Below are 23,176 nucleotides of genomic sequence, written 5' to 3'. Positions count from 1 at the left end.
CCGACCGGGCCGGACGGGGCCGGCCCGCGAGCCGGTGGGCGCGTCCCGGTCGGCGGGGCGGTGGGTGGTGCCGGGGTGGTGCTGCTCAGGCCTTGCCGACGAGCTCGAAGCCGGCCTCGTCCACGGCGGCGCGCACGGCCTTGTCGTCGAGCGGGGCCTCGGAGACGACGGTGACCTCGCCGGTCGCGGCGTCGGCCCGCACCGAGCCTACGCCGGGAAGCCCGGAGATCTCGCCGGAGACGGCGCCCTCGCAGTGGCCGCAGCTCATGCCGCTCACCTTGTAGACCGTGGTGACGGAACCCTGGGTGTCGGTCGGGGAAGTCATGGCGCTGCTCCTCGTCGAGGTGTGCGGGTGGGGCCCTTGGGGGCCATCTTCCCAGTTTATACCCCTAGGGGGTATTAATCCACGACCAGGGGGTCGAGGTAGCGCACGAGGGCGTTCTTCAGCTCCCCGACGTAGGCCTCGCGCTCGGCGCCCTCGTGGGCGAGGACCAGTTCCAGGCCGGCCTTGTAGATCCCGAGGCAGACCTGGGCGACGCGGTGCACCTCGGCGGCCGGCGTGTGCGCCAGGAACGGGGTGAGCAGTGCCTCGATCCGGGCCGTCAGGGTGGCGTGCAGCGCGTCGTGCTCCTCGGCGATGTGGCCGGGGATGTCCGGGCCGTGCATCAGGGCGAAGAAGACCGGGTGGCGGCAGTTGAAGTCGATGAACCGGTCGACGGCGGCCGCGACGGCGTCCTCCAGGGGGGTGGTGGGGTCGACCGGGGCGAGGGCCTCGCCGTAGGCGTCCCGCATCTCGTGCATCAGCCGGCTGCCGAGCTCGACGGCGATGGCTTCCTTGTTGGGGAAGAACTGGTACAGCGTGCCCGGCGAGACGCCCGCCTCGCGGGCGATGGCGTTGGTGCTGGCGGCCGTGTAGCCGGTCGAGCAGAAGACGGACGCGGCGGCCTTGAGCAACTGCGCGATGCGGCGCTCGCCGCGCGCCTGCCTGCGGACGGGCGCCTCCGGCTTCCCGGGCGTCTTCGCCCTCCCCGGCTTCTCGGGCCCCCCGGCCTTCTCGGTCTTCTCGGGCACGCGTCATCCCCAGGTCTCGGTACGCGATTGACAAACACGAGTGGTCGCTCGCATTCTGAGGAAACGCGAGCGGTCGCTCGTGTTTGCCAGTCTATGGCAACGGCACAGCCATGCCTCCTGCCCGCCCGGCGCCCGCCACCGGCCGCACGGCCGCACGGACCTCCGGGACAACCGGGCTCGGGGCATGGTCCACGGTGAAGGGGACAGCGCAGGATGGCCGAAGTCAACACTCCAGCCCGCCAGGGGGGCTGGACCCGGTTCGTCACCGCCCGGCCCCGGCTCGCCCTGCTGGCGGCCCTCGTGGTCACCGTGCTCGCCGTGCTGGCCGGCAGCGGGGTCGCCGACCGCATGGGCAGCGGCGGCTGGCAGGACCCGGACGCCGAGTCCTCGTACGCGACGACGGCGCTGGAGCGCGAGTTCCCCGCCTCCCAGCCCAACCTCCTGCTGCTGGTGGACGCCGGGGACGCCTCGGTCGACGACCCGGCCGTCGCCGCCGAGGCCGGCCGGCTCGCTGAACGCCTGGCCGCCGAGCGGGGTGTCACCGGCGTCGGCTCCTACTGGCAGTCCGGCTCGCCGGCCCTGCGCGCCGAGGACGGGCACGAGGCGCTGATCGCCGCCCGCGTCACGGGCGACGAGACGGCCATGTACAAGACCCTGGAGCGCCTCGCGCCCTCGTTCCGCGGCGAGCACGGACCGGTGGAGGTCCGGGTCGGCGGCCCGGTCGCCGTACGGCACGAGATGGAGACGATCATCCAGGAGGACCTGCTGCGGGCCGAGCTGATCGCCCTGCCGATCACCCTCGTCCTGCTGGTGATGGTCTTCGGCAGCGCCGTCGCGGCCCTGCTGCCGCTCGGCATCGGCATCGTCGCGATCCTCGGCACCAACGCCGTCCTGCGCGGACTCACCGAGATCACCGACGTCTCGGTCTTCGCGATGAACCTCACCACCGCCCTCGGCCTCGGCCTGGCGATCGACTACGCGCTCTTCATCGTCCGCCGCTTCCGCGAGGAGCTGTCCAGCGGCGCCGATCCCCGCACGGCCGTCGGCACCACCCTGCGCACGGCCGGGCGGACCGTGCTGTTCTCCGCTCTCACGGTCGCGGTCTCCCTGGCGGCGATGCTGCTCTTCCCCCAGTACTTCCTGCGGTCCTTCGCCTACGCGGGGATCGCCGTGGTCGTCCTGGCCGCGGCCGCCGCGCTGATCCTGCTCCCCGCCGCCCTGGTGCTCCTCGGCCACCGGGTCGACTCCCTCGACCTGCGGCGCCCGCTGCGCCGCGGACGGCCCGCGCGGCCCGCCGGCGAGGAGGGCGCCGCCTGGGGGCGCCTGGCGACCTTCGTGATGCGTCGCGCCCCGTTCTTCGCCCTGGGCACCACGGCCGTCCTGGTGCTGCTCGGACTCCCCTTCCTGGGCGTGAAGCTCGGCACGGGGGACGACCGCGAGCTGCCCTCCACCGCCGAGTCGCGCGTGGTCCAGCAGCACATCCGCGACGCCTTCCCGGGCAGCCCCGGCGGCGGCCTCGAAATCCTCGCCGAGGGACCCGCGACCCGGGAGCAGTACGCCGCCTACAAGGAGCGCGTCGCGGGCCTGCCCGAGGTGGTGCGGGTCGACGGGCCGCTGGTCAAGGGCGACCTGGCCTACTTCACGGTGCTGCCCCGGGGCGAGGCGGTCGACGAACCCGCTCAGCGCCTGGTGGACGGCCTGCGCGCGGTGGACGCCCCCTTCGACACCCGGGTGACGGGCGCGGCGGCCGTGCTGGTCGACTCCAAGGCGGCCATCGGCGAGCGCCTCCCCGCGGCGGCCGCCTTCATCGTGATCGTCACCCTGATCCTGGTGTTCCTGCTCACCGGCAGCGTGCTGGTGCCGCTTCAGGCGGTGGTGCTCAACGCCCTCAGCCTGACCGCGATGTTCGGCGCGATCGTCTGGGGCTTCCAGGACGGCCACCTCGCCGGCCTGCTCGGTTTCACCAGCACCGGCTCCATCGAGACGACCCTCCCGGTGCTGATGTTCTGCGTGGCGTTCGGCCTCTCCATGGACTACGGGGTGTTCCTGCTGTCCCGGATGAAGGAGGAGTACGACCGCGGCGGCGACCACGAGCAGGCGGTTCGGCACGGAGTGCGGCGCACGGGCGGGCTGATCACCGCGGCGGCGGTCATCCTCGGGGTGGTCATGGTCGCCATAGGCACCTCCCGCGTCACCAACACCAAGATGCTGGGCCTCGGCATCGCGCTGGCGGTGCTGATGGACGCGATGGTCGTCCGCAGCCTCCTGGTCCCCTCGGTCATGCGCCTCACCGGCCGTGCGACCTGGTGGGCGCCGGGCCCGCTCCGGCGCCTGCACGAGCGCTTCGGACTGAGCGAGGGCGAGAGCGAGGCGAGGCCCGCGCGCGAGGCCGGCGGCACGGAGGCGAGCGCGGCGGGGAGCTTCGCGGCGGGCGGCGGCCTGCTCGTCGGCGCGGGCGGGACCGGCGCCGAAGCCCCGGCCGGGGAGCGAGCCCCCGACCTGGCCGCCCGTGACACGGTAGAGACCCGGGGATAGCGTTCCCCCGAAAGCAGCAGGTGCAAGGAAGGGACCGGCCATGCGGGCGGTGGTGTTCGAGCGGTACGGGGAACCGGCCGAGGTACGAGAGGTCGCGGACCCGAAGCCCGCGGAGCACGGAGTGGTGGTCCGCGTGGAGGCCACGGGGCTGTGCCGCAGCGACTGGCACGGCTGGCAGGGGCACGACCCCGACATCGCGCTGCCGCACGTACCGGGACACGAGCTCGCCGGAGTCGTCGAGGCGGTCGGCGACCGGGTGACCGGATGGCGGCCCGGCGACCGGGTGACCGTGCCCTTCGTCTGCGCCTGCGGGAGCTGCGCGGCGTGCGCGGCGGGCGACCAGCAGGTGTGCGAACGGCAGACCCAGCCCGGCTTCACCCATTGGGGCTCCTTCGCCGAGTACGTGGCCCTGGACCACGCCGACGTCAACCTCGTCGCCGTCCCCGAGGACATGTCCTTCGCGACGGCCGCCTCCCTCGGCTGCCGGTTCGCCACCGCGTTCCGGGCCGTGGTCCAGCAGGGCCGGGTCGCGCCGGGGGAGTGGGTCGCCGTGCACGGCTGCGGCGGGGTCGGCCTGTCCGCCGTGATGATCGCCGCCGCCTCGGGCGCGCGGGTCGTCGCCGTCGACGTGTCGCCGCGGGCCCTGGAGCTGGCGCGGGCGTTCGGCGCGGCAGAGTGCCTGGACGCCGGACGGACCGAGGACACGGCGGCCGCCGTCCGCGACCTCACCGGCGGCGGCGCCCACCTCTCCCTCGACGCCCTCGGCTCGCCCGTCACCTGTGGGGCCTCCGTGAACGGCCTGCGCCGTCGCGGCCGGCACGTCCAGGTCGGCCTGCTGCCCTCGGCGGACGGCACCACCCCGGTCCCGATGGCCCGCGCCGTCGCCCTCGAGCTGGAACTGCTGGGGAGCCACGGCATGGCCGCGCACACCTACCCGCCCATGATGGAGCTGGTCCGCACGGGCGTGCTCCGCCCCGACCGGCTGGTGACCTCCACCATCGGCCTGGACGCCGTACCGGCCGCCCTGGAGGCGATGGGCACGGCGGCGGGAGCGGGCGTCACGGTCATCGAGCCCTGACCTCCACGCCCCACGCCCACCCGCCGGCGAGCGGTACCCGGCCGGGACCGGTCGTCCGGCGGGCCGGCGTCAGCGGGACGGAGCAGGCCGTCTGCGGTGGCGCCCGGCCTCGGAGGGGGCGCCCGGCCGTGCGGCCGGAACTGCCCGAGGACCCGCCCGCGGGCGCGCGGGCGGCGGGCCCGGCCTCACGGCATCCGGGGGCGTTCACCCGTCCCCGGCACCCACCGTCTCCGGGTGGCCCCGATGGACGGCCCACTCGTGGTCGAGGACGGCCATGAGCACCTCGTCCACCCACACCCCGTCCCGCCGCTCCGCCTCCCGGCGCACCCCCTCCACCACGAAGCCGGCCTTCTCGTAGACGCGCCGGGCCCGGTGGTTGTCGCCGTACACCTCCAACTGGACGCGGTGCAGCCCGAGCTGTTCGAAGCCGTGGCCGACGATCAGCCGGGTGGCCTCCGTGCCGATGCCCCGGCCGCGCCCCCGGGGACCGATGAGGGTGCGGAAGGTGCAGGAGCGGGCCGCGGGGTCCCACTCGTAGAGCACGACCTCGCCGAGGACCCCGCCGTCGGCGGGGTCGGTGACGGCGAGGTCGAGCCGGTCGGGCTGCTCACCGCGCGAGCCGTACCAGTCGCGCACCCGTTCCCGGGTCAGATCGAGGGCGGGCGGGTACGTGAAGCGGACGACCTCGGGATCGCCGATGATCTCCCACATCACGTCCGCGTCCCGCGCCGTGAAGGGACGCAGGACGGTCCTCGCGCCGGTGAGGACGGGTTTCACGGAGAAGTCCATGGGCCGCACTGTGCCCCGTTCGGCCGTACGGCGCGAACCCGTTTTCCCCGGGCGTCACTCCCGTCGCCCCCGGTTGCGGGGCCGGGACGCCACCCAGGCCCGCACCGTGTCGGCGTACCAGTAGGGCTTGCCGCCCTCCACATGGTCGGGCGGGGGCAACAGCCCGTGTTTGCGGTACGACCGCACGGTGTCCGGCTGTACCCGGATGTGGGCCGCGATGTCCTTGTAGGTCCAGAGCTTTCGATCGGTCACGGAACGCACCTCCCCGCGCGCACCGCGGCGGCGGCCGGGGACGGCCGCCGGTGGGAGCCGGGCGCGCGCTGGCGATCACCACGCCTGTCACGGGTGAACGACGCCAAGTGACAGGTGGTCAGGCCCCGTTTCCCGGGTGTGACGGAAGAACGGCGTCGGCGTGACGCCCGTGACAAAGAGGTGGCCTTTGTGACAGAAGTGCCGCAAAGCCGTACGCCGAAGACCATGCGCGGTGGGTTGACTCCGACGGCGCGACAGGCCGTACGCACGCGGACGCACCGCCACCGGGAGTAAGTCGTCCGAATGTCCGGACAAAGCATTGACAGCCCGCACGCACGGGGCTAGAAACCGGGGAGACCCAAGGACGGGCAGGGAGGGGACACGATGGCGTACGGACCTGATCGCCGCGGGCGGCGGTCCGCGCCCCGCGCCGCCGGTCCCCCCACGAGTCGCCTCCGGCGCGGAAGGCCGCTTCGCCCTGGCAGGAGCGAAGGGCGGGCGTCGACTCCCGGTCCGCCTCGGCTCCGCGCCGGAGGTTTCCCGAGGCCCGCCGGGGTGCGGGCCGCCGTCACTGCCCCACGTGTCTACGCACTCGCCCAAACCGCATACACAGTGTCGGGCGCGCGCCGGGCGCGCGGCTGCTGAGATGGACCCGTGGCCGCAACCGTGACCCGGGCGTCGCGGGCAGCGGCCCGTGAGCTGGACGAACGGCACGCCACGACCCGTCGCCGCCATCTGTGAAGGAGTTCTCGGTCATGACGAACATCGTCAACCACTGGATCGGCGGCAAGTCCGCCGAAGGCGTCTCGGGCACGTACGGGCCGGTGACGAACCCGGCGACCGGCGAGGTCACCACCAAGGTCGCCTTCGCCACGGCCGACGAGGTGGACGCCGCGGTCGCCGCCGCCAAGGAGGCGTACCTGAGCTGGGGCCAGTCCTCGCTGGCGCAGCGCACCTCGATCCTGTTCAAGTTCCGCGCCCTGCTGGACGAGCACCGCGACGAGATCGCCGCGCTGATCACCGCCGAGCACGGCAAGGTCCACTCCGACGCGCTCGGCGAGGTCGCGCGCGGTCTGGAGATCGTCGACCTGGCGTGCGGCATCACCGTGCAGCTCAAGGGCGAGCTGTCCACGCAGGTCGCCACGCGCGTCGACGTGGCCTCCATCCGGCAGCCGCTGGGCGTGGTCGCCGGCATCACGCCGTTCAACTTCCCGGCGATGGTGCCGCTGTGGATGTTCCCCCTCGCCATCGCGTGCGGCAACACCTTCGTGCTCAAGCCGAGCGAGAAGGACCCGTCGGCGGCCGTGAAGCTCGCCGAGCTGCTCTCGGAAGCCGGTCTGCCGGACGGCGTGTTCAACGTCGTGCACGGCGACAAGGTGGCCGTGGACCGTCTCCTGGAGCACCCGGACGTCAAGGCCGTCTCCTTCGTCGGCTCGACCCCGATCGCCCGCTACATCCACACCACCGCCTCCGCGCACGGCAAGCGCGTCCAGGCGCTCGGCGGCGCCAAGAACCACATGCTGGTGCTGCCGGACGCCGACCTGGACGCGGCGGCGGACGCGGCCGTCTCCGCCGCCTACGGCTCGGCCGGCGAGCGCTGCATGGCGATCTCCGCAGTCGTCGCGGTCGGCGCCATCGGCGACGAGCTGGTGGAGAAGATCCGCGAGCGTGCCGAGAAGATCAAGATCGGCCCGGGCGACGACCCGGCCTCCGAGATGGGCCCGCTGATCACCAAGGCGCACCGCGACAAGGTCGCCTCCTACGTCGAGGGCGCGGCGGCCGAGGGCTGCGAGGTCGTCCTCGACGGCACCGGCTACACCGTCGACGGCTACGAGGACGGCCACTGGATCGGCCTGTCCCTGCTGGACCGGGTGCCGACCACGGCGAAGGCCTACGAGGACGAGATCTTCGGCCCGGTCCTGTGCGTGCTGCGCGCCGAGACGTACGAGGAGGGCGTGGCGCTCATCAACGCCTCGCCGTTCGGCAACGGCACCGCGATCTTCACCCGGGACGGCGGCGCGGCCCGCCGCTTCCAGCTCGAGATCGAGGCCGGCATGGTCGGCGTGAACGTCCCGATCCCGGTCCCCGTCGGCTACCACTCGTTCGGTGGCTGGAAGGACTCCCTCTTCGGCGACCACCACATCTACGGCAACGACGGCACGCACTTCTACACCCGCGGCAAGGTCGTCACCACCCGCTGGCCGGACCCGGCCGACGCCCCGGCGGGCGTGGACCTGGGCTTCCCGCGCAACCACTGAGCCCCCGGAAGACGACGGTGCCCCGTCCCGCCCGTGCGGGACGGGGCACCGTCGTGCCCGTGCGCGGCCTCAGCCCTGCTGCTGCGCCTTCACCTCGTCGGTGAGGTCGCCGGTCTGGTCGGCGGGCGGGGCCACGATCTTCTTGGTGGCGCCGAACTTGTCGAAGTCCATGGTGACCGTCATGGTGCCGAACTCCTGCTTCAGGCGCACCGGCAGGTCCTTGGGCCCGACCCAGATCTCCATGGTGATCGTGCCGTCGCCCACGCCCGAGTTGAGGAGGCTGTCCTCGCCGCCGAGGGCCTCCTTGAACTTGCCCATGTCGTCCTGGTCGAGGACGGCCCGGTAGTGCGTCGTGGGCTTGCCGTTGACGGTCTCCTCGCCGAGGTCGTCGACGTCGCTCGCGTACTTGAGGCCCTTCATGGAGTCCGCCGGGCTGCCCCCGCCGCCGGCCCCGTTGAACGCGGCGGCGCCCTCCTCGCCGAACACCGCCGTCCCGTCGATCTTCATCCACTCCTTGCCCTGGAGCGGACCGGCGGGCTGCGGGTCGATGTCGTAGTAGTAGGCGCCGTCGACGAACAGCGTGCGCACCGTCGGGGAGTCCGTCAGCTCCTGCATCTGCGCGGCCTCGGCGTCCATCTCGACGTCGAGCGCGTAGCCGTCGCCCCAGGAGTACGTGCCGTCCATGGCGATCGGCTCGCCCGTGCCCAGGTCGGTCGTCGTCCGGACCTCGGCGGACCCGAGTTCCTCGGTGCGGTCGGTGGCCCGCGTCAGGGCCGCCATGATCGTGTCGGCCTTGTCCACGGCGTCGGTCGCCGCCTTGTCCGCCGTCTCGGCGGCGCTCTTCGCGCCCTCCGAACCGCACGCGGACGTCGCCACGATCGCCGCCGCCGTCAGCCCCACCCAGGCCGCCGTGTACCTCAGCTTCATGAGTCCCCACCCGTTGCCGTGATCCGGTGATGCATCTGTGCCGAGGACTCTACCGGGCCCCTCCGACAGCGTCCGGATACCGGACGTCCTGACGTTTTTTTGACGCCGCCGCTACGGTTCCCGTATGCCTCAACGGCCGCCAACCGACGGCCCGTGATGCGCTTTCCACTCGTTCCGCCGACTCCGATCAACGGAATCCGTAGGTAAACACCCATTGACGTGCTGGTTTTCGTCGGGGTTCTATCTTGCGCCGGGAGCGGACGAGAAAAACGAACGACCAGCCGCCGGAGGCGATAGCGCTCCCGCCCGAACCGCACAGCACGAGTCGATCGGAACCGCTCCATGACCGACACGCTCCGCCCCGCCCTGACCGACCCCGCAGCGCCCCCGGAACAGCCGGACCACCCGGATTCCCGGACGCTCAAGCGCTCCATCGGGGTCGTCGGCGGCACACTTCTGACGCTCTCGTGCGTGACCCCCGCCTCCACGCTCTTCGTGGTCGTGCCGGACCTGTTCGGCTCGCTCGGCACGGCCACCGCCCTCACCATCGCCATCGGCTCCCTCCTCTGTATCGCCGTGGCGTTCTGCTACTCGGAGCTGGGCACCCTCATCCCCAGCGCGGGCGGCGAGTACGCCATGGTGTCGACCATGGCCGGGCGGCTGGCGGGCTGGCTGGTCTTCGTGCTGTCCCTGCTGGTCGTCATGATCGTCCCCCCGGTCATCGCGATGGGCACCGCCGACTACCTCGCGCCGATCGTGCACCTCGACCCGTCGATGACCGGAGCCGGCGTCATGGTGCTCGCCACCCTGGCCGGCCTGCTCGACCTGCGCGCCAACGCCTGGATCACCGGCGTCTTCCTGGTCCTCGAGGTCATCGCCGCCGCCGTCGTCGCGGTGCTCGGCTTCGCCCACGGCGAGCGCGGTCTCGGCAGCCTCGCCTCCATGGAGGTGGCCGGCGCCGACGGCCACACGGACACCGTCACGGCCATGCTGGTCGTCTCCGGCCTCGCCATCGCCCTCTTCATCACCCAGGGCTTCTCCACCGCCGTCTACCTCTCCGAGGAACTGGAGAACCCGCGCCGCAACGTCGCCCGCACGGTGCTCGCCACCCTCGCCATCTCCACGGTGATCATCCTGGTGCCGGTCGTCGCCATCACCCTGGGCGCCTCGGACATCGCCGAGCTGACCGGCGGCGACATCGGCTCCATGGTCACCGCCTGGTCCAACTCCGCCGTCGGCACCTTCGTCAGCCTCTGCGTGGCCCTCGCCATCATCAACGCCGGCATCGTGATGGTCATCCAGAACTCCCGCGTCCTGTTCGCCTCCGCCCGCGACAAGGCGTGGCCCGAGCCGGTGAACAACCTCTTCGCCAAGCTCGGCCGCTTCGGCTCCCCGTGGGTCTCCACGCTCGCCGTCGGCGTGCCCGGCGCGGTGCTCTGCTTCGTCAACCTCGACACCCTGTACGGCGTCACGGGCGTCTCGGTCACCGGCATGTACCTGCTGGTCGCGGTCGCCGCCCTGCTCTCCCGCCGCGGTTCCCACCGGCACACGCGGGCGTGGCGCATGCCGCTGTGGCCCGCCGTGCCCGTCGTGCTGATCGTGGTCCTCGCCTACGTCCTGACCCAGCAGGAGACCGCCTACCTGCTGTGGACCGGCGGCATCACCGCGGCCGCCACCCTGTACTGGCTCCTGTACCTGCGCCCGCGCCGCGACACCCGCTGGCTGGTGACCGTCCCCGAGGACGCCCAGGAACCCGCCCGGTCCTGACCCCGCCGGACGTACCGCGTCCGCGGTACACCGCGGGGGACCGTACGCCCCCGGGAGGGGCCCCGGTTCACCCCTCGGGCCGCCCCCGATGCCGGGGGCGGCCCGTACCGTTGACCCATGGATCTTCGACTGCCCCGTGTACGAGGGCTGCTGCGGCGGCCGCGACGGACGCTCTCCGCCGCGGCCGCCGTCGTCGTGCTCGCCGGTGCGGGGACGTGGACGGCCGTCGCCTCCGACGACCCGCCCCCGGTGCACCGCAGCGACCGGGTCATGTCCATGGGGGACGGGGTGCGCCTGGACACCTCCTACTTCACGGCCGGCGACGAGGGCCGCCGCCCCGCCGTCCTGCTCGCGCACGGCTTCGGCGGAAGCAAGGCCGACGCGCGCCGGCAGGCGGAGTCCCTCGCCAGGGACGGATACGCGGTGCTGACCTGGTCGGCACGCGGCTTCGGGAAGTCCACGGGCAAGATCGGGCTCAACGCACCGGACGGCGAGGTCGCCGACGTCTCCCGCCTGATCGACTGGCTGGCGCAGCAGCCGCAGGTCCGGCTGGACGGCGCCGGCGACCCCCGCGTGGGCGTGGCCGGCGGCTCCTACGGCGGCGCGGTCGCCCTGCTGGCCGCCGGGCACGACCGCCGGGTGGACGCCGTCGCCCCCGCCATCACCTACTGGAACCTCAAGGACGCGCTCTTCCCGAACGGCGTCTTCAAGAAGCTGTGGGCCGGCATGTTCGTCAACTCCGGCGGCGGCTGCGACCGCTTCGAGGCGGAGCTGTGCCGGATGTACCAGCGGGTCGCCGAGTCCGGGACGCCCGACCAGCGGGCCGATGCCCTCCTGGACGAGCGCAGCCCGCAGGCCGTCGGCGACCGCATCCGGGTCCCCACCCTCCTGACGCAGGGACAGACCGACTCCCTCTTCCCGCTCGGCCACGCCGACGCCGCCGCGCGGGCGATCAGCGCCAACGGCGCGCCGGTGGCCGTCGACTGGATCGCCGGCGGACACGACGGCGGCGACATGGAGGGCGACCGCGTCTCCGCACGCGTGCGCTCCTGGTTCGACCGCTACCTGAAGGACGACGAGGGCACCGGCACCGGCCCCGCCTTCCGGGTCACCCGCACCGGCGGCGTGGACTCCACCGACGGACAGGCGCAACTGCGGGGCGCGAGCGCGGACCGCTACCCGGGTCTGGACAGCGGGCGGGTCACCGTGCCGCTGCGCGGACGCGAGCAGCGCGTCGACAACCCCGCGGGCGCGAACCCGCCCGCCGTCTCCGGCCTCCCCGGCATCGGCGGCGCCGCGGGCGGTCTGGCCCAGCTCTCCTCGCTCGGCGTCGGTCTCTCCCTCGACTTCCCGGGGCAGCACGCCGCCTTCGAGTCCGCCCCCGTGCGCGAGGACCTGCGGATCACCGGCTCCCCGACGGCCACCGTCCACGTCCGCTCCACTACCGACGACGCCGTCCTCTTCGCCAAGGTCTACGACGTCGGCCCCGGCGGCACCGCACCCGTGCTGCCCTCCCAGCTCGTGACCCCCGTCCGCGTCGGCGACGCCCGCGCCGGCAGGGACGTGACCCTCACCCTCCCGGCGATCGACCACGAGGTCCGGAAGGGCCACCGCCTGCGCCTCGTCCTCGCCTCCACCGACCTCGGCTACGCCTCCCCGGCCGCACCCGCCACGTACACGGTCTCCCTGAAGGGCGACCTGAAGGTGCCGACGGCACCCGGCGTCACCGCCGCCGCCGCACCGCTGCCCGCCTGGGTGTGGTGGCTGCCGCTCGCCGGTCTCGCCGCCGCGCTGGCCCTGCTGCTGACCGGCCGCCGCCGCACCGCCGCGCCCGCCCCCGACCCCGCGCTCGCCGAGGTCCCGCTGCGGATCACCGGCCTGAGCAAGCGCTACGCGGGGTCCGCCGAGCGCTACGCGGTGCGCGAGGTGTCCTTCCGCGTCGAGAAGGGCCAGGTCCTCGGCCTGCTCGGCCCCAACGGCGCCGGCAAGACGACCACCCTCCGGATGCTGATGGGCCTGATCACACCGGACGCCGGCGAGATCCGCGTCTTCGGGCACGCCGTCCGGCCCGGCGCCCCCGTGCTCTCCCGGGTCGGCGCGTTCGTCGAGGGCGCCGGCTTCCTGCCGCACCTGTCCGGCCGGGAGAACCTGGAGCTGTACTGGCGGGCCACCGGCCGCCCGCCCGAGGACGCCCATCTGGACGAGGCCCTGGAGATCGCCGGCCTCGGCGACGCCCTGGCCCGCGCGGTGCGCACCTACTCGCAGGGCATGCGCCAGCGCCTCGCCATTGCCCAGGCCATGCTCGGCCTGCCCGACCTGCTCATCCTGGACGAGCCGACGAACGGCCTCGACCCGCCACAGATCCGCGAGATGCGCCAGGTGATGATCCGTTACGCGGCGGCCGGCCGCACCGTGATCGTCTCCAGCCATCTGCTGGCCGAGGTCGAGCAGTCCTGCACCCACCTGGTGGTCATGGACCGCGGACGCCTGGTCCAGGCGGGCCCGGTCGCCGAGATCATCGGCTCCGGGGACACCCTCCTGGTCGGTACCGGCGTCCCCGTGGAGGAACCGGTCGTGGAGAAGGTCGCCGCCCTGCCGGGCGTGGCCTCGGTCGTGCACACCGACGACGGGCTCCTGATCCGACTGGACCCCGACGGCACCGCGCCCCGCCTGGTCGCCGAACTGGTCCGGCTGGAAGTGCCCGTGGCCTCCGTCGGCCCGCACCGCCGTCTGGAGGACGCCTTCCTCACCCTGATCGGAGGTTCCGCATGAGTGCGCCCGCGCAGACCCCGCGGCCCGCGGAGACCGCGTACGGTTACCGGCCGGGCCGCACGCTGCCCCTGCACGTGGAGCTGGCACGTCAGCTCGGCAGGCGCCGCACGCTGGTCATGGGCGCGATCCTCGCCGCGCTGCCGTTCGTCCTGGTCGCCGCCTTCGCCATCGGCGGCGAACCCGACGGCCGGGGCGACCGCATCACCCTGATGGACACGGCCACCGCGTCCGGCGCCAACTTCGCCGCGGTCAACCTCTTCGTCTCGGCGGGCTTCCTGCTGGTCGTCCCCGTCGCCCTGTTCTGCGGGGACACGGTGGCCTCCGAGGCGAGCTGGTCCTCCCTGCGCTACCTGCTCGCCGCCCCCGTGCCGCGCGCCCGGCTGCTCGCATCCAAGCTCACCGTCGGGCTGGGGCTCAGCCTCGCCGCGATGATCCTGCTGCCGCTGGTCGCCCTCGCCGTGGGCACGGTGGCCTACGGCTGGGGACCGCTGGCGATCCCGACGGGCGGCTCGCTCGCGCCGGGCACGGCGGCCCAGCGGCTGGTGGTGGCCGTGGCGTACATCTTCGTGTCCCAACTGGTCACCGCCGGGCTCGCGTTCTGGCTGTCGACCAGGACCGACGCACCGCTCGGCGCGGTCGGCGGCGCCGTCGGCCTCACCATCGTCGGCAACGTCCTGGACGCGGTGACCGCCCTCGGCCACTGGCGCGACTTCCTGCCCGCGCACTGGCAGTTCGCCTGGGCGGACGCCGTCCAGCCGAGCCCCGAGTGGTCCGGCATGATCCAGGGCACCGCCGTCTCCGTCACCTACGCCGTCGTGCTGTTCGCCCTGGCCTTCCGGGGATTCGCCCGCAAGGACGTGGTGTCCTAGGCAGGGCGCGGGGCGGCCATCCGGGCGGCGTGTATTGCGGGAGGGAACTCTCCGTGATCACCTCGTCACGAAAGGTGCCCGAACGGTCTCGGGCGCCATCGTCGAGGCAGGCAGTCTGCGGCCGCCTGCCCGGGTGACACCTGGGAGGATCAATGCTCCACCGCACGCTCAGTTCGGCGGCCGTCGCGCTGCTGGCTTCCGTACCGCTCTTCGCCGCCGCTCCCGCGCAGGCCGCCCCCGGGCAGAGCTTCCCCTGCGCCACCGGAGTGCAGAAGATCAGCAGCCCCGAGAGCACCGCGATCAGCGTCTTCCTCCTGTGCGGCGCGAGCCGGGTCGTCGATGTGCGCATCACCGCGGACGGCGCGGAGATCGCGAACTTCCAGCAGGCCGTTCAGGCCGGTGTCCAGCAGACGATCACGGTCGCCAGCCCCCGGGTCGAGCAGGCTTGCGCGACGCTGCAGAGCGGCGGGGAGACGACCACCCTCTGCACCCCCTGACGGAGCCTCGGCGCGACCACCCGCCGGCGAGTCGGACCCCGGTCCGCTCGCCGGCTCTTTGCTGTGTTCCCGGTCGCGTCAAACGCTGTGGTGCATTCGGTATCCCGGGCGGCGCAAATGTATGAATTACCCGATTAGATGGGTTCAATCGGGTGTGTCGGAAATGCAGGGTTTAGGGAGTCGTGTGTTATGTTCTGTGACGAGTCGGGCACGGTCCGTAAGGAGGATCGTGTGCGTGAACGAAATCGGAGACACGATGCACAAGTTCAAGAAGGTTGCGGCCGTGGCCGTCATGGTCGGCGGTATCGGCCTCGCCGGCGCCGGAGCGGCCAGCGCCAACGGCGGTCACTCCTTCGGGGAGCCGTTCCCGGGCATCTCCATCGACAACCTGCAGGTGCTTCAGTGCGAGCAGGAGTTCGACGGTGGCGCCGCCTTCGCTCCCGTGACCGGCGCGGTCACCGGCGACAACACCCAGAACATCGGCAACTTCTGCACGCAGGCCAGCCTGCAGGACTGATTTGCCGTACGTCATCAGCAGAGGGTCTCGCATCTTGGGTGCGGGGCCCTTTGTTTATGGGCGGAACCACTTTATGCGGGTATCGAACAATGTCGTGACATGAATTGATTAGCACCACTCAATCGGGTGTGTCGGAAATGGCGTGACAAGGTGGGCGCATGCTAGCGTCTGTGACGAGTCAGACACGGACTGTAAGGATGGCCGTGTCCGCGAAGATCGGAGACCCGATGCAGAAGCTCAAGAAGATCGCGGCCGTGGCTGTCATGGTCGGCGGAGTCGGCATTGTCGGCAGCGGGGTTGCCACCGCCAACGACAACCCGTTCTTCATCGACAACATCCAGGTCGCGTCGTGCGAGCAGTCCTTCGATGCCGGCACTGCCTTCGCCCCGGTCACCGTGGGCCCGATCGGCGGCGACAACACGCAGAACATCGGCAACTTCTGCTCGCAGGTTGCCGTCGAGGACTGATTCGGGTGTGGCTGGGTCCCGTGCGCCCGGTGCGGGACCCGCCCCCAGTTCTTCTGCGTCGGCGCCTGATCGGGTATTCGGTGCTCGGGTCGCAGGGGGAGACAATCGGCAGCTCGCCGAACGGGGCGCGTCGGAATCGCGACGTTCCCCGTTCCGTGCTAGTGAATACCGCAATGCCTTTAAGGCCAAGAGTCAATTGGAGATGTGCGTGCGCAGGTTCAAGAAGGTCATGCTGGTGACCAGTGTTCTCAGCGGTGTCGGTCTCGCGGCCGCCGGGTCCGCACACGCCAAGGACTGTGCGGGTGACCCGCCGCCCCCGCCCCGTGCCTCCGTCGACAACGCGCAGTTCCTGAACTGCGAGCAGGAGTTCGAAGCCTCCCTGATCACCGTCAACGCGCCGATCTCGGTCCTCGGGGACAGTGTCACCAACATCGGCAACTTCTGCACCCAGGCCGCGCCGAGCAACTAGCGGAAGGTGCGCCCTTCGTGCCTCGGGGGCCGGCAGGCCCCCTCGTGCCGCAGGGAAGCGAACATGGTCAGCGGTCATCGCCCCGATGGCCGCTGACTGCTTTTTCGGGCTCATTTCACTCCACGGTAGATCAGATTTTCTGAATTCATATAGGCATTAAATGGTGGGGCCGTTCGGGGGAAGTTCGGGACGGCCGCCCCCGAATGAGTGTCACCCGCTTGATGATGACTTCCCCGGTGGTGCAGCATCTATTCCATCCTTCTGCTGAAGATGTGAGTCGCATCGGATCTCGGGGCGGAACATGCACAGTGCGATCAACTTTCCACGGTGTCCCCAAACGGGCAAGGCATCCTTTCGCACCGAATCCGAGGCAAGGGTCTGGCTGGTCAAACAGCCGATGCTGGAGAAGATCCCGGACCGGATCTATCGATGCCCGGATTGTTGTTACTGGCATTTCACCGGATCCCATTACTGGACGAGCCGGCGAATCAAGTGGAAAAGGAATTACGGCAGACGTGAAGTCGCCTCTCGACGCAACGGTGGGAAGCGTCGGAAGAAGTGATGAGCCGGCCCATTCGATTCCCTGCGCTCCAGGTCGGAGCGATGTCCCAGCATGAAGGAAGCGGTTCGGACAGGTTCGGGGGGATCCGGCCGGTCCGGACTTCCGGCCGAATTTTCCCACCCTTCTTCGATCAGAAAGACGACTAGATGCGACGGAATCTGAGCAAGGGAATGGTCGTGGCCGGCGCCGCGACGAGCATCCTGTCGCTGTACGCCACCCCGGCGTTCGCGGCCTCGGACGCCCAGGAGACCGCCCGAGGCATGCTCGGCGCCCTGTCCCACAGCGCCCACGACCTTTCGGCGGACGGCGCCGAGTCCCACGGCTCGGCCCAGGGCGACGACGTCCGGCAGGGCGAACGCGCCGCATCCCGCGACCGGGCCGCCTCGGCCGGTTACGGCGATGACGGCGGCTCCGCCGAGGAGGCGTCCCGGCAGGGTGGGGAGGCGTCCCGTCCCGCGGCCGACGGACGGCCGGGCGAGAACGTCGTGCGCGGTCTCCCCACGTACCTGGACGGCCGTGACGTCGTACGGAGCGTCGACGAGCACCTGGACCAGGGCGGCGTCCGGGAGTTCGGCAACCGTGTGAGCGAGGAAGTGATCCGGCACTTCACCGACGGCCGCTTCGGCGGACACACCGCCCCGTGCGAGGAGGGAGGCGGCTACGGTGACGACGTCGACACGTGCGGAGGCTACGGCGACACACCGACGACGCCGGTGACGCCCCCCACGACCACGCCCGAGAAGCCGTCCGAGCCGCCCGCGACGCCTCCCGCGTCGAACCCGCCGACCAGGACGACGGTGGAGCAGCCGCCGTCCCTGGCCCAGACGGGCGCGGGGGAAGAGTTGATCACGGCGTCGGGCGTCGCCGCGCTGCTGATGACGAGCGGTGTCCTGCTGTACCGGCGCGGCCGGGCCGCCTCCCCGCGCTAGGGCTCCGCCGTGGGGGGGGGCGCCGGGGGGGGGGGCCCCCCCCCGGGGGGGGGGGGGCGGGGGGGGGCGCCCCCCCCCCCCCGCGGGGCGGGCCCCCCCCCCCCGGGGCGGGCGCGGGGGGGGGTCCGGGGGGGGGGGGGCGCGGGGTGTCGGTTGCCGGGGGGGGCCGGGGGGGCCCGGGGGGGGGGGCCCCCCCCCCGGGGGGGGGCGGCGGCGGGGGGGCCGGCCCGGGGGGGCCCGCCACCACCGTTCAGCAGGGTGCCTCGGCCGGTTCCGCCACGAGCTCCCGGCGTTCCGGCACCGTGAAGACGGCGCCGGGCCGGGCGGTCCGCAGTCGGCGGCGCACCCCGCGCACCAGGGTGGACGCCGTGAACGTCGCGCCGTGGACGAAGCGCATGGCCGGTCCGAACGCGGAGGCGGTGAGCAGGCCGGCCAGGAAGAGCCCGGGCTGCGAGGACTCGAAGCACCGGTCGAGCACGGGGGAGTCGTCGGCTGCTGTCGCCAGACTCCCGCGCAGCTCGCCGGAGAGCAGGTCCAGCTTGTCCACGGTCGCCCGGAAACCCGTGGCGGCGATCACGTGTTCGGTCTCCAGGGAGAGCGACTCCCCGTGCCGGGTCACCGTCCTCAGCCGTACGCCGCCCGGAACGGCCCGGGCCCCGGCGACCGCGTGTCCGAGCAGGACGTCCACCGCCGGCTCCACCCGGTCGCGTACCCACCAGGCGCCCGCCGGGCCCAGCGCGGTGGCCGCGATGCGGACCCGGCTCGCCTCGGGGAGGCGGTGGAAGAGGCCGGGTCTTTCGGCGTAGAACCAGTTCCGCCAGCCGCATCCGAGGCCGCTGTGCGGAGCGCGGGCCGCTTGCCACCAGGGGCGCTGCCAGGGCGGTGGTACGTCGTTCCAGACCAGTCGGTCGGCCCGGGAGAGCACGCGTACGCGCGTTCCCTGTTCGGACAGCAGGGCCGCGGTCTCCAGGGCCGCCTGGCCCCCGCCGATCACCGTGACGTCCCGGCCGCGGAAGTGGCCGAGGTCCCGGTGGTGGCTGCTGTGCGAGACGAGCGTGGGATCGAGGCCGCGCAGCGCGGGCGGTACCTCCAGGAAGGGCAGGACACCGACCGCGAGCGCCACCGTCCGGGCGCGCAGCGCCTCGCCGTCCTCGGTGAGCACCTCGAAGCCCGTCGGGTGGATAGTCACCCGGCTCGCCATGCGCTCGTCCACCGGCGGAACGGCGTTGCCGGCGAACCACAGGCCGTACTCGGCGAACGTCTCCACCGGGATCGGCCTCGCGTGACCGACCGGCAGGCTCCGCGTCGCACAGTAGGTGTCGAGGCGCCAACGGGCCCGGGGGTCGGCCAGGTTGGAGGCCCACGGCTCGGACTTCAGGAACATGCCGCCGGGCATGTGGTCCCGCCAGGTCGCCATGGGGCGGCCGAGGACGCGGAGGCTCAGTCCGGCGTCCGCGGCGTGGGACGCGACGGACAGGCCGTACGGGCCCGCGCCCACCACCAGCAAGTCGTACATCAGCAACCACTCGCTTTCTCGTCGTCGGTCTTGGTCGCTACGGTCTCGTTGTGCGCCGGACGTCCCTGGACGGGGACCGGCGCGGCCGTGGCCCAGCGCCCCCGCACCCTGTGGGCGACGTGCCGGGGCCACAGGGCGCGCATCGCGCGGCCGGGAGCCGGGTCGTCCGAGGCGTGCCAGGCCAGTTCGCGCCCCTGGGGCGCCGGCCCCAGCGCGGCGAACGGCGCGTAGTTCTCCACCACGAAGGTCCGCCCTTCCCGCGGCGCCCCCTGCGGCAGCGGCTGGTGCGTCAGGTCCAGGTGGAGGGCGCGTACGACGTCCAGGCCCGCGGTGTCGGAGAAGAGCCGGAACTGGGCGCCCGGGCGCGGGTTGAAGTCGAGCAGGTGGTACCGGCCCGTGGTGGCGCAGCGGCGGAAGTCCAGGTCGAGGATGCCCCGGTAGCCCAGTTCACCGGCGAGCCGCTCGGAGAGCGCCCGCACGTGCGGGTTGGACGTCCAGTGGCCGACCGCGGTCAGCCCGGCCCCGCGCGGCCAGGCGCGGCGTTTGCGGCCGGTCCCGCCCGCGCGCACGCCGCCGGAGCGGTCGGCGTATCCGTGGAAGAACCAGTCCCGGTCCCGCCCCGGCGGCAGGTACTGCTGCAACAGCAGTGGGCTGCCGGCCTCCTCGGAGTGCCGGTACAGCTCCCGTGCCTGCTGTGCGGAGTTCAGCACCTTCGTGCTCTGCAGTCCGCGGCCGGCCGGCAGCAGCCAGGGCCGGCTCCACTTCGACACCACCGGCAGCCCCAGGCGGTGGACTGCGGCCTCGGCCTGCGCCCCGCTCTCCGGGACGAGGGTCGTGGGATGCGGGATCCCCGCCTGTGCGCAGACGGCGGCCAGCGCGGCCTTGTCGGCGACGCGCTCGGGCAGCCCGTCCGGCGTGGCGGGCAGCAGGTAGGAGGGCGCCAGAGTCTCACGCATGCGACTCACGGCGATCGAGCTCGCGTCGTCCATCGGGACCAGGACCGCGGCGCCGGCGACCCGGGCCGCCACCCGGTGCAGTACGCGGGCGATGTCTGGCGCAGAGGCACCGGGGGGCGGCGGGGTGTGCGTCCGGTGCACGAAACGGGAGCTGGACACGGGACTTCCCGCGGAGGCGGCGACCACGTGCACCTCCACGCCCGCTCTGCCGAGCGAGCGCACGGCTCCTAGCGTCCCGTGGTGAAAGGGGTTCGGGTCGACCCGCAGAAGGACGGCGGGGACGCGGGTGTCGAGCAGTGACACGGACTGTGTCCCTTCGGATCGGCTCTTCCGTCCGGGTGAGCGAGGCACTCGAAGGCGGCAAAGAACGGAGAAACCATTCATTTAATGTGAATAACTGTCATATGGCGTCACGTCAGGAAACGCGCGTGATCGGCCAGTGGCGGCAGGTCGAGGAGGAGGGAGCGGGCGTGGGTCCACAGCAGCGCCGGGCCGGTGCCGGGCGGCTGACGGTCGTCGCGGCGGCCATCGCCGTGGCGGCCGCGCTGGCGACCGGTCCCGGCCACGCGGCGGGGATGATCCGCGTCGCCGGTCCGTCCGCTCCGGTACCGGCCGGGCCGGCTTCCCCGCTGGCCTCGCCGCCACAGCCGTCGGCGGCCCCGGCGACCGCATCGCCCGGGCCGTCGGCGTCGGCGGTGGTTCCACCGCCCCGACCGTCGGCGTCGGCGGTGCCTTTGGCCCCCGGGAACTCCCCGGTCCCGTCAGTCACCGGGACCGCGGCAACGGTGCCGGCCGAGCCGGACGGCGGGGCGACACCTCCGGCGTTCGGCGCGTTCCTCGGGTCCGACGTCAGGGGAGTGGCCCGCATCGAGGGCTTCAGCCGCTGGCTGGGCGGTGCCGACGTGCGGGTCGGCCACACGTATCTGCCCGGTCACCGCTGGAGCGACATCGAGGGGGCGTACGGCTTCCTCGACGGGTGGGCGCGCTGGCGCGGGGCGGACGCCGACCGGATGCTCGTCGTCAACGTGCCCATGATGGAACGGAACGAGGAGGGTCTCTCCGACGCCCGGGTCGGGTCGCTGCTGCGATACGGCGCCGCCGGAGCGTTCGATCACCACTTCCGCGTCCTCGCCGAGCGGCTGGTCGCCCTGAAGGTGCCGGACGCGGTCCTGGTGCTCGGCTGGGAGATGAACGGCACGACGTACGCCCATCGGTGCGCGCCGGACCCGGAGGCCTGGAAGAGGTACTGGAACAGGATCGTCACCACCATGCGTTCGGTGCCGGGGCAGAAGTTCCGGTTCGACTTCGCGCCGAGCCGCGGTCGGGACGCCATTGCCTGGACCCGGTGCTATCCGGGGGACGACACGGTCGACATCATCGGCATGGACACGTACGACCAGCCGCGCGGGATGCCGTTCGACGAGCAGGTGGACGAGCCCTTCGGCCTCCAGGCGCACGTGGACTTCGCGAAGGCCCATGACAAGCCCATCTCCTTTCCCGAGTGGGGTCTCTTCCGCAACGGCGACAACGCCGTGTACATGCGACGCATGCTCGATTGGATGGACGAGCACAAGGCGGTCTACAACACGCTGTCGGACTACTGCCCGCACGGAGTCTGGCGCTGCGCGGCCCGTCCCAGGGCGTCCTGGATCTACCGGACCGCCCACTTCGCCCCCGGCGGCCGGCCCACCGCGCCCGCCCCGTCGCCGCCCCCGGCCGGCTGCTCGGCGACGAACCTCGGGAACTGGATCCAGCAGTTGCTCGGCAGCAGGCTGTGCCCGCGTCCCGACCGGGGGTCGGGCACCCCGTAGCGGCCGCCGGGGGCGGGCGGGCCCGGGGCGGGTCCGCCGCCGGCACGGCTCCTGAGGCGGTGCAGCGCCTCCTTGCCGTGCCGGCGCCCGGCGATCTCCCAGGTGACCGCCGACATCAGCGGGGCGGTGTGCCGCCGGGCCAGCAGCAGCCGCTGGTTGACGACCGGTTCGGGACGCCAGCGCTGCTTGTACGGCTCGTTGCCGCGCAGCAGGCTCAGCGTGCCGAGCCCGTCGGCGCCGGTGTGCTGGGTGCACGCGGCGAGGAGCATCACCGCCACGTCCGCCTTCCGTTCCCGCAGGCGCGGATGGGCGCCGTACAGGTAGCCGCCCGCGAGGCCGCGTGACACGAGCGTCAGGTCCACGGCCACCACATCGCCGTCGAGCAGGAACTCGGTGACCTTCGCGGCTCCGGAACGCACCATCGGGACCACCGAGCGCACCAGATGCTCACGGAACCGGGGCTTCAGGTGCTCGGTCGTCACCTTCCGCCCCTGCCACTGCAACCGGTGGATCTCGAGCAGTCTCCGCAGCGCCGCGTCCACCCGGTCCGGGCCCACCACGTGCCATTCCACGCCGAGGCTCCGGAGTCTGCGCAGCTTGGCGCGCACCCGCTGGGCCGTGTTCGACGGAAGCCGTGAGACCAGCTCGTCCATGGGCGCCGCCGGCAGTTCCAGGCACAGGGAGTCCAGTATCCGCAGCCGCGGGCCGCGCCAGCGCTCGTACACGCGTTCCGCCGCGCCGCCCGGACGCACCTCGCGGAAGTCGATGGGCAGCGTGCGGGCGATCGCCGAGAGCCCCTCGGTGAGCGCGGCGGCGGCGAGGTCGGCCCGCTCGTCGTCGATCAGGACGTCCGCGTAGTCGGAGATGCCCCCGCCGAGCGGCACCCACGCGGGGACGGGGCCGCGCCGGAGCGTCAGCGGCGCCACGGCGATCAGGGCGCCCTCCTCCCGTACCAGCACCAGGCGCAACTGCCGCCCCCGGCTGTACGACAGCCACCACGAGTGCAGCCACGCGTGACTCTGGAACGGGGTCGCCGTGCCGCACCGTCCGTAGAGCCGCTCCCAGTCCGGGGCCAGCTCGGCGAAGGCGGTCTCGTCGGTGACGAGTTCCGCGGAGAGGCCCGGTCTCAACGGG

The 23,176-nt window shown here is 72.6% G+C and carries 19 protein-coding genes and 2 pseudogenes; 13 read left to right on the top strand and 8 right to left on the bottom strand.

Translation table 11 applies throughout. The features are described 5' to 3' along the window. Positions 1 to 85: 85 nt before the first annotated feature. Both ACH499_RS04240 and ACH499_RS04235 read right to left on the bottom strand, forming a co-directional pair. A complete protein-coding gene (locus tag ACH499_RS04240) occupies positions 86 to 325 on the bottom strand; it encodes a heavy-metal-associated domain-containing protein (protein ID WP_356196513.1) in 240 nt (79 codons plus the stop codon). Between the two features lie 74 nt (positions 326 to 399). Beyond that, positions 400 to 1,071, bottom strand: coding sequence for a TetR family transcriptional regulator (locus ACH499_RS04235; protein WP_399013723.1), 672 nt, complete (start codon positions 1,069 to 1,071; stop codon positions 400 to 402). Between the two features lie 213 nt (positions 1,072 to 1,284). Between ACH499_RS04235 and ACH499_RS04230 the strand changes: the two genes are divergently transcribed. Together ACH499_RS04230 and ACH499_RS04225 are read left to right on the top strand one after the other, a co-directional pair. Then, positions 1,285 to 3,606, top strand: coding sequence for an MMPL family transporter (locus ACH499_RS04230; protein WP_399013721.1), 2,322 nt, complete (start codon positions 1,285 to 1,287; stop codon positions 3,604 to 3,606). 40 nt (positions 3,607 to 3,646) lie between these two features. Beyond that, positions 3,647 to 4,684, top strand: a complete 1,038-nt coding sequence (locus tag ACH499_RS04225; protein ID WP_356196517.1) for a zinc-dependent alcohol dehydrogenase family protein — start codon at positions 3,647 to 3,649, stop codon at positions 4,682 to 4,684. Positions 4,685 to 4,888: 204 nt separating this feature from the next. Here ACH499_RS04225 and ACH499_RS04220 read toward each other — a convergent pair whose 3' ends face one another. Then, entirely contained in the window at positions 4,889 to 5,473 is a 585-nt protein-coding gene (locus tag ACH499_RS04220; protein WP_399013718.1) for a GNAT family N-acetyltransferase, read from the bottom strand. Between the two features lie 54 nt (positions 5,474 to 5,527). Beyond that, positions 5,528 to 5,725 carry a MerR family transcriptional regulator gene (locus ACH499_RS04215; protein WP_356196522.1) on the bottom strand — a complete coding sequence of 66 codons (198 nt, stop codon included), beginning with the start codon at positions 5,723 to 5,725 and terminating at the stop codon, positions 5,528 to 5,530. A 445-nt stretch (positions 5,726 to 6,170) separates the two neighbouring features. Between ACH499_RS04215 and ACH499_RS04210 the strand changes: the two are divergent. Together ACH499_RS04210 and mmsA are read left to right on the top strand one after the other, a co-directional pair. Next, positions 6,171 to 6,263: pseudogene (locus ACH499_RS04210) on the top strand (5-deoxy-glucuronate isomerase); the annotation flags it as partial. 217 nt (positions 6,264 to 6,480) lie between these two features. Continuing rightward, entirely contained in the window at positions 6,481 to 7,983 is a 1,503-nt protein-coding gene (mmsA, locus tag ACH499_RS04205) for a CoA-acylating methylmalonate-semialdehyde dehydrogenase (protein ID WP_356196523.1), read from the top strand. Between the two features lie 69 nt (positions 7,984 to 8,052). Here mmsA and ACH499_RS04200 read toward each other — a convergent pair whose 3' ends face one another. Beyond that, positions 8,053 to 8,910 (bottom strand): hypothetical protein, encoded by an 858-nt coding sequence (locus tag ACH499_RS04200; protein ID WP_356196525.1) that lies wholly within the window; start codon positions 8,908 to 8,910, stop codon positions 8,053 to 8,055. A gap of 342 nt (positions 8,911 to 9,252) precedes the next feature. Between ACH499_RS04200 and ACH499_RS04195 the strand changes: the two genes are divergently transcribed. From ACH499_RS04195 to ACH499_RS04160, 8 genes are all read left to right on the top strand, one after another. Next, positions 9,253 to 10,677 (top strand): APC family permease, encoded by a 1,425-nt coding sequence (locus tag ACH499_RS04195; protein ID WP_356196527.1) that lies wholly within the window; start codon positions 9,253 to 9,255, stop codon positions 10,675 to 10,677. A gap of 117 nt (positions 10,678 to 10,794) precedes the next feature. Then, positions 10,795 to 13,449, top strand: a complete 2,655-nt coding sequence (locus tag ACH499_RS04190; RefSeq protein ID WP_399013715.1) for a CocE/NonD family hydrolase — start codon at positions 10,795 to 10,797, stop codon at positions 13,447 to 13,449. Then, a complete protein-coding gene (locus tag ACH499_RS04185; RefSeq protein ID WP_399013712.1) occupies positions 13,446 to 14,318 on the top strand; it encodes an ABC transporter permease in 873 nt (290 codons plus the stop codon). The genes ACH499_RS04190 and ACH499_RS04185 overlap by 4 nt, the downstream gene beginning before the upstream one ends. Before the next feature lie 152 nt (positions 14,319 to 14,470). Then, positions 14,471 to 14,815 (top strand): hypothetical protein, encoded by a 345-nt coding sequence (locus tag ACH499_RS04180; protein ID WP_399013710.1) that lies wholly within the window; start codon positions 14,471 to 14,473, stop codon positions 14,813 to 14,815. A gap of 235 nt (positions 14,816 to 15,050) precedes the next feature. After that, entirely contained in the window at positions 15,051 to 15,332 is a 282-nt protein-coding gene (locus tag ACH499_RS04175) for a hypothetical protein (RefSeq protein WP_356196534.1), read from the top strand. Between the two features lie 203 nt (positions 15,333 to 15,535). Further along, complete coding sequence (locus ACH499_RS04170; protein WP_399013708.1) at positions 15,536 to 15,799, top strand: hypothetical protein; 264 nt, start codon at positions 15,536 to 15,538, stop codon at positions 15,797 to 15,799. A 208-nt stretch (positions 15,800 to 16,007) separates the two neighbouring features. After that, positions 16,008 to 16,268, top strand: a complete 261-nt coding sequence (locus tag ACH499_RS04165; RefSeq protein ID WP_356196538.1) for a hypothetical protein — start codon at positions 16,008 to 16,010, stop codon at positions 16,266 to 16,268. A gap of 708 nt (positions 16,269 to 16,976) precedes the next feature. Next, positions 16,977 to 17,759, top strand: coding sequence for an LPXTG cell wall anchor domain-containing protein (locus ACH499_RS04160; RefSeq protein WP_356196540.1), 783 nt, complete (start codon positions 16,977 to 16,979; stop codon positions 17,757 to 17,759). A gap of 250 nt (positions 17,760 to 18,009) precedes the next feature. On the opposite strand, the gene ACH499_RS04155 is transcribed toward ACH499_RS04160, so the two are convergent. After that, positions 18,010 to 19,275: an NAD(P)-binding domain-containing protein gene (locus ACH499_RS04155; RefSeq protein ID WP_399013706.1), complete on the bottom strand. Its 1,266-nt coding sequence runs from the start codon at positions 19,273 to 19,275 to the stop codon at positions 18,010 to 18,012. Then, complete coding sequence (locus tag ACH499_RS04150) at positions 19,275 to 20,534, bottom strand: ATP-grasp domain-containing protein (RefSeq protein WP_399013704.1); 1,260 nt, start codon at positions 20,532 to 20,534, stop codon at positions 19,275 to 19,277. Before ACH499_RS04150 ends, ACH499_RS04155 begins: the two co-directional genes overlap by 1 nt. Positions 20,535 to 20,701: 167 nt before the next feature. Here ACH499_RS04150 and ACH499_RS04145 point away from each other — a divergent pair, with 167 nt between their 5' ends. Beyond that, entirely contained in the window at positions 20,702 to 22,042 is a 1,341-nt protein-coding gene (locus tag ACH499_RS04145; RefSeq protein ID WP_399013817.1) for a glycosyl hydrolase, read from the top strand. Positions 22,043 to 22,071: 29 nt separating this feature from the next. Here the strand turns inward: ACH499_RS04145 and ACH499_RS04140 are convergent. Beyond that, a pseudogene (locus ACH499_RS04140) lies at positions 22,072 to 23,172 on the bottom strand (GNAT family N-acetyltransferase); the annotation flags it as partial. Between the last annotated feature and the right edge of the window lie 4 nt (positions 23,173 to 23,176).

Source organism: Streptomyces sp. NPDC018947 (assembly GCF_044390505.1).
Taxonomy (GTDB): Bacteria; Actinomycetota; Actinomycetes; order Streptomycetales; family Streptomycetaceae; genus Streptomyces.
Note: the sequence above shows the minus strand (reverse complement) of the source record. Positions and strands in the feature narration are given on the sequence as shown.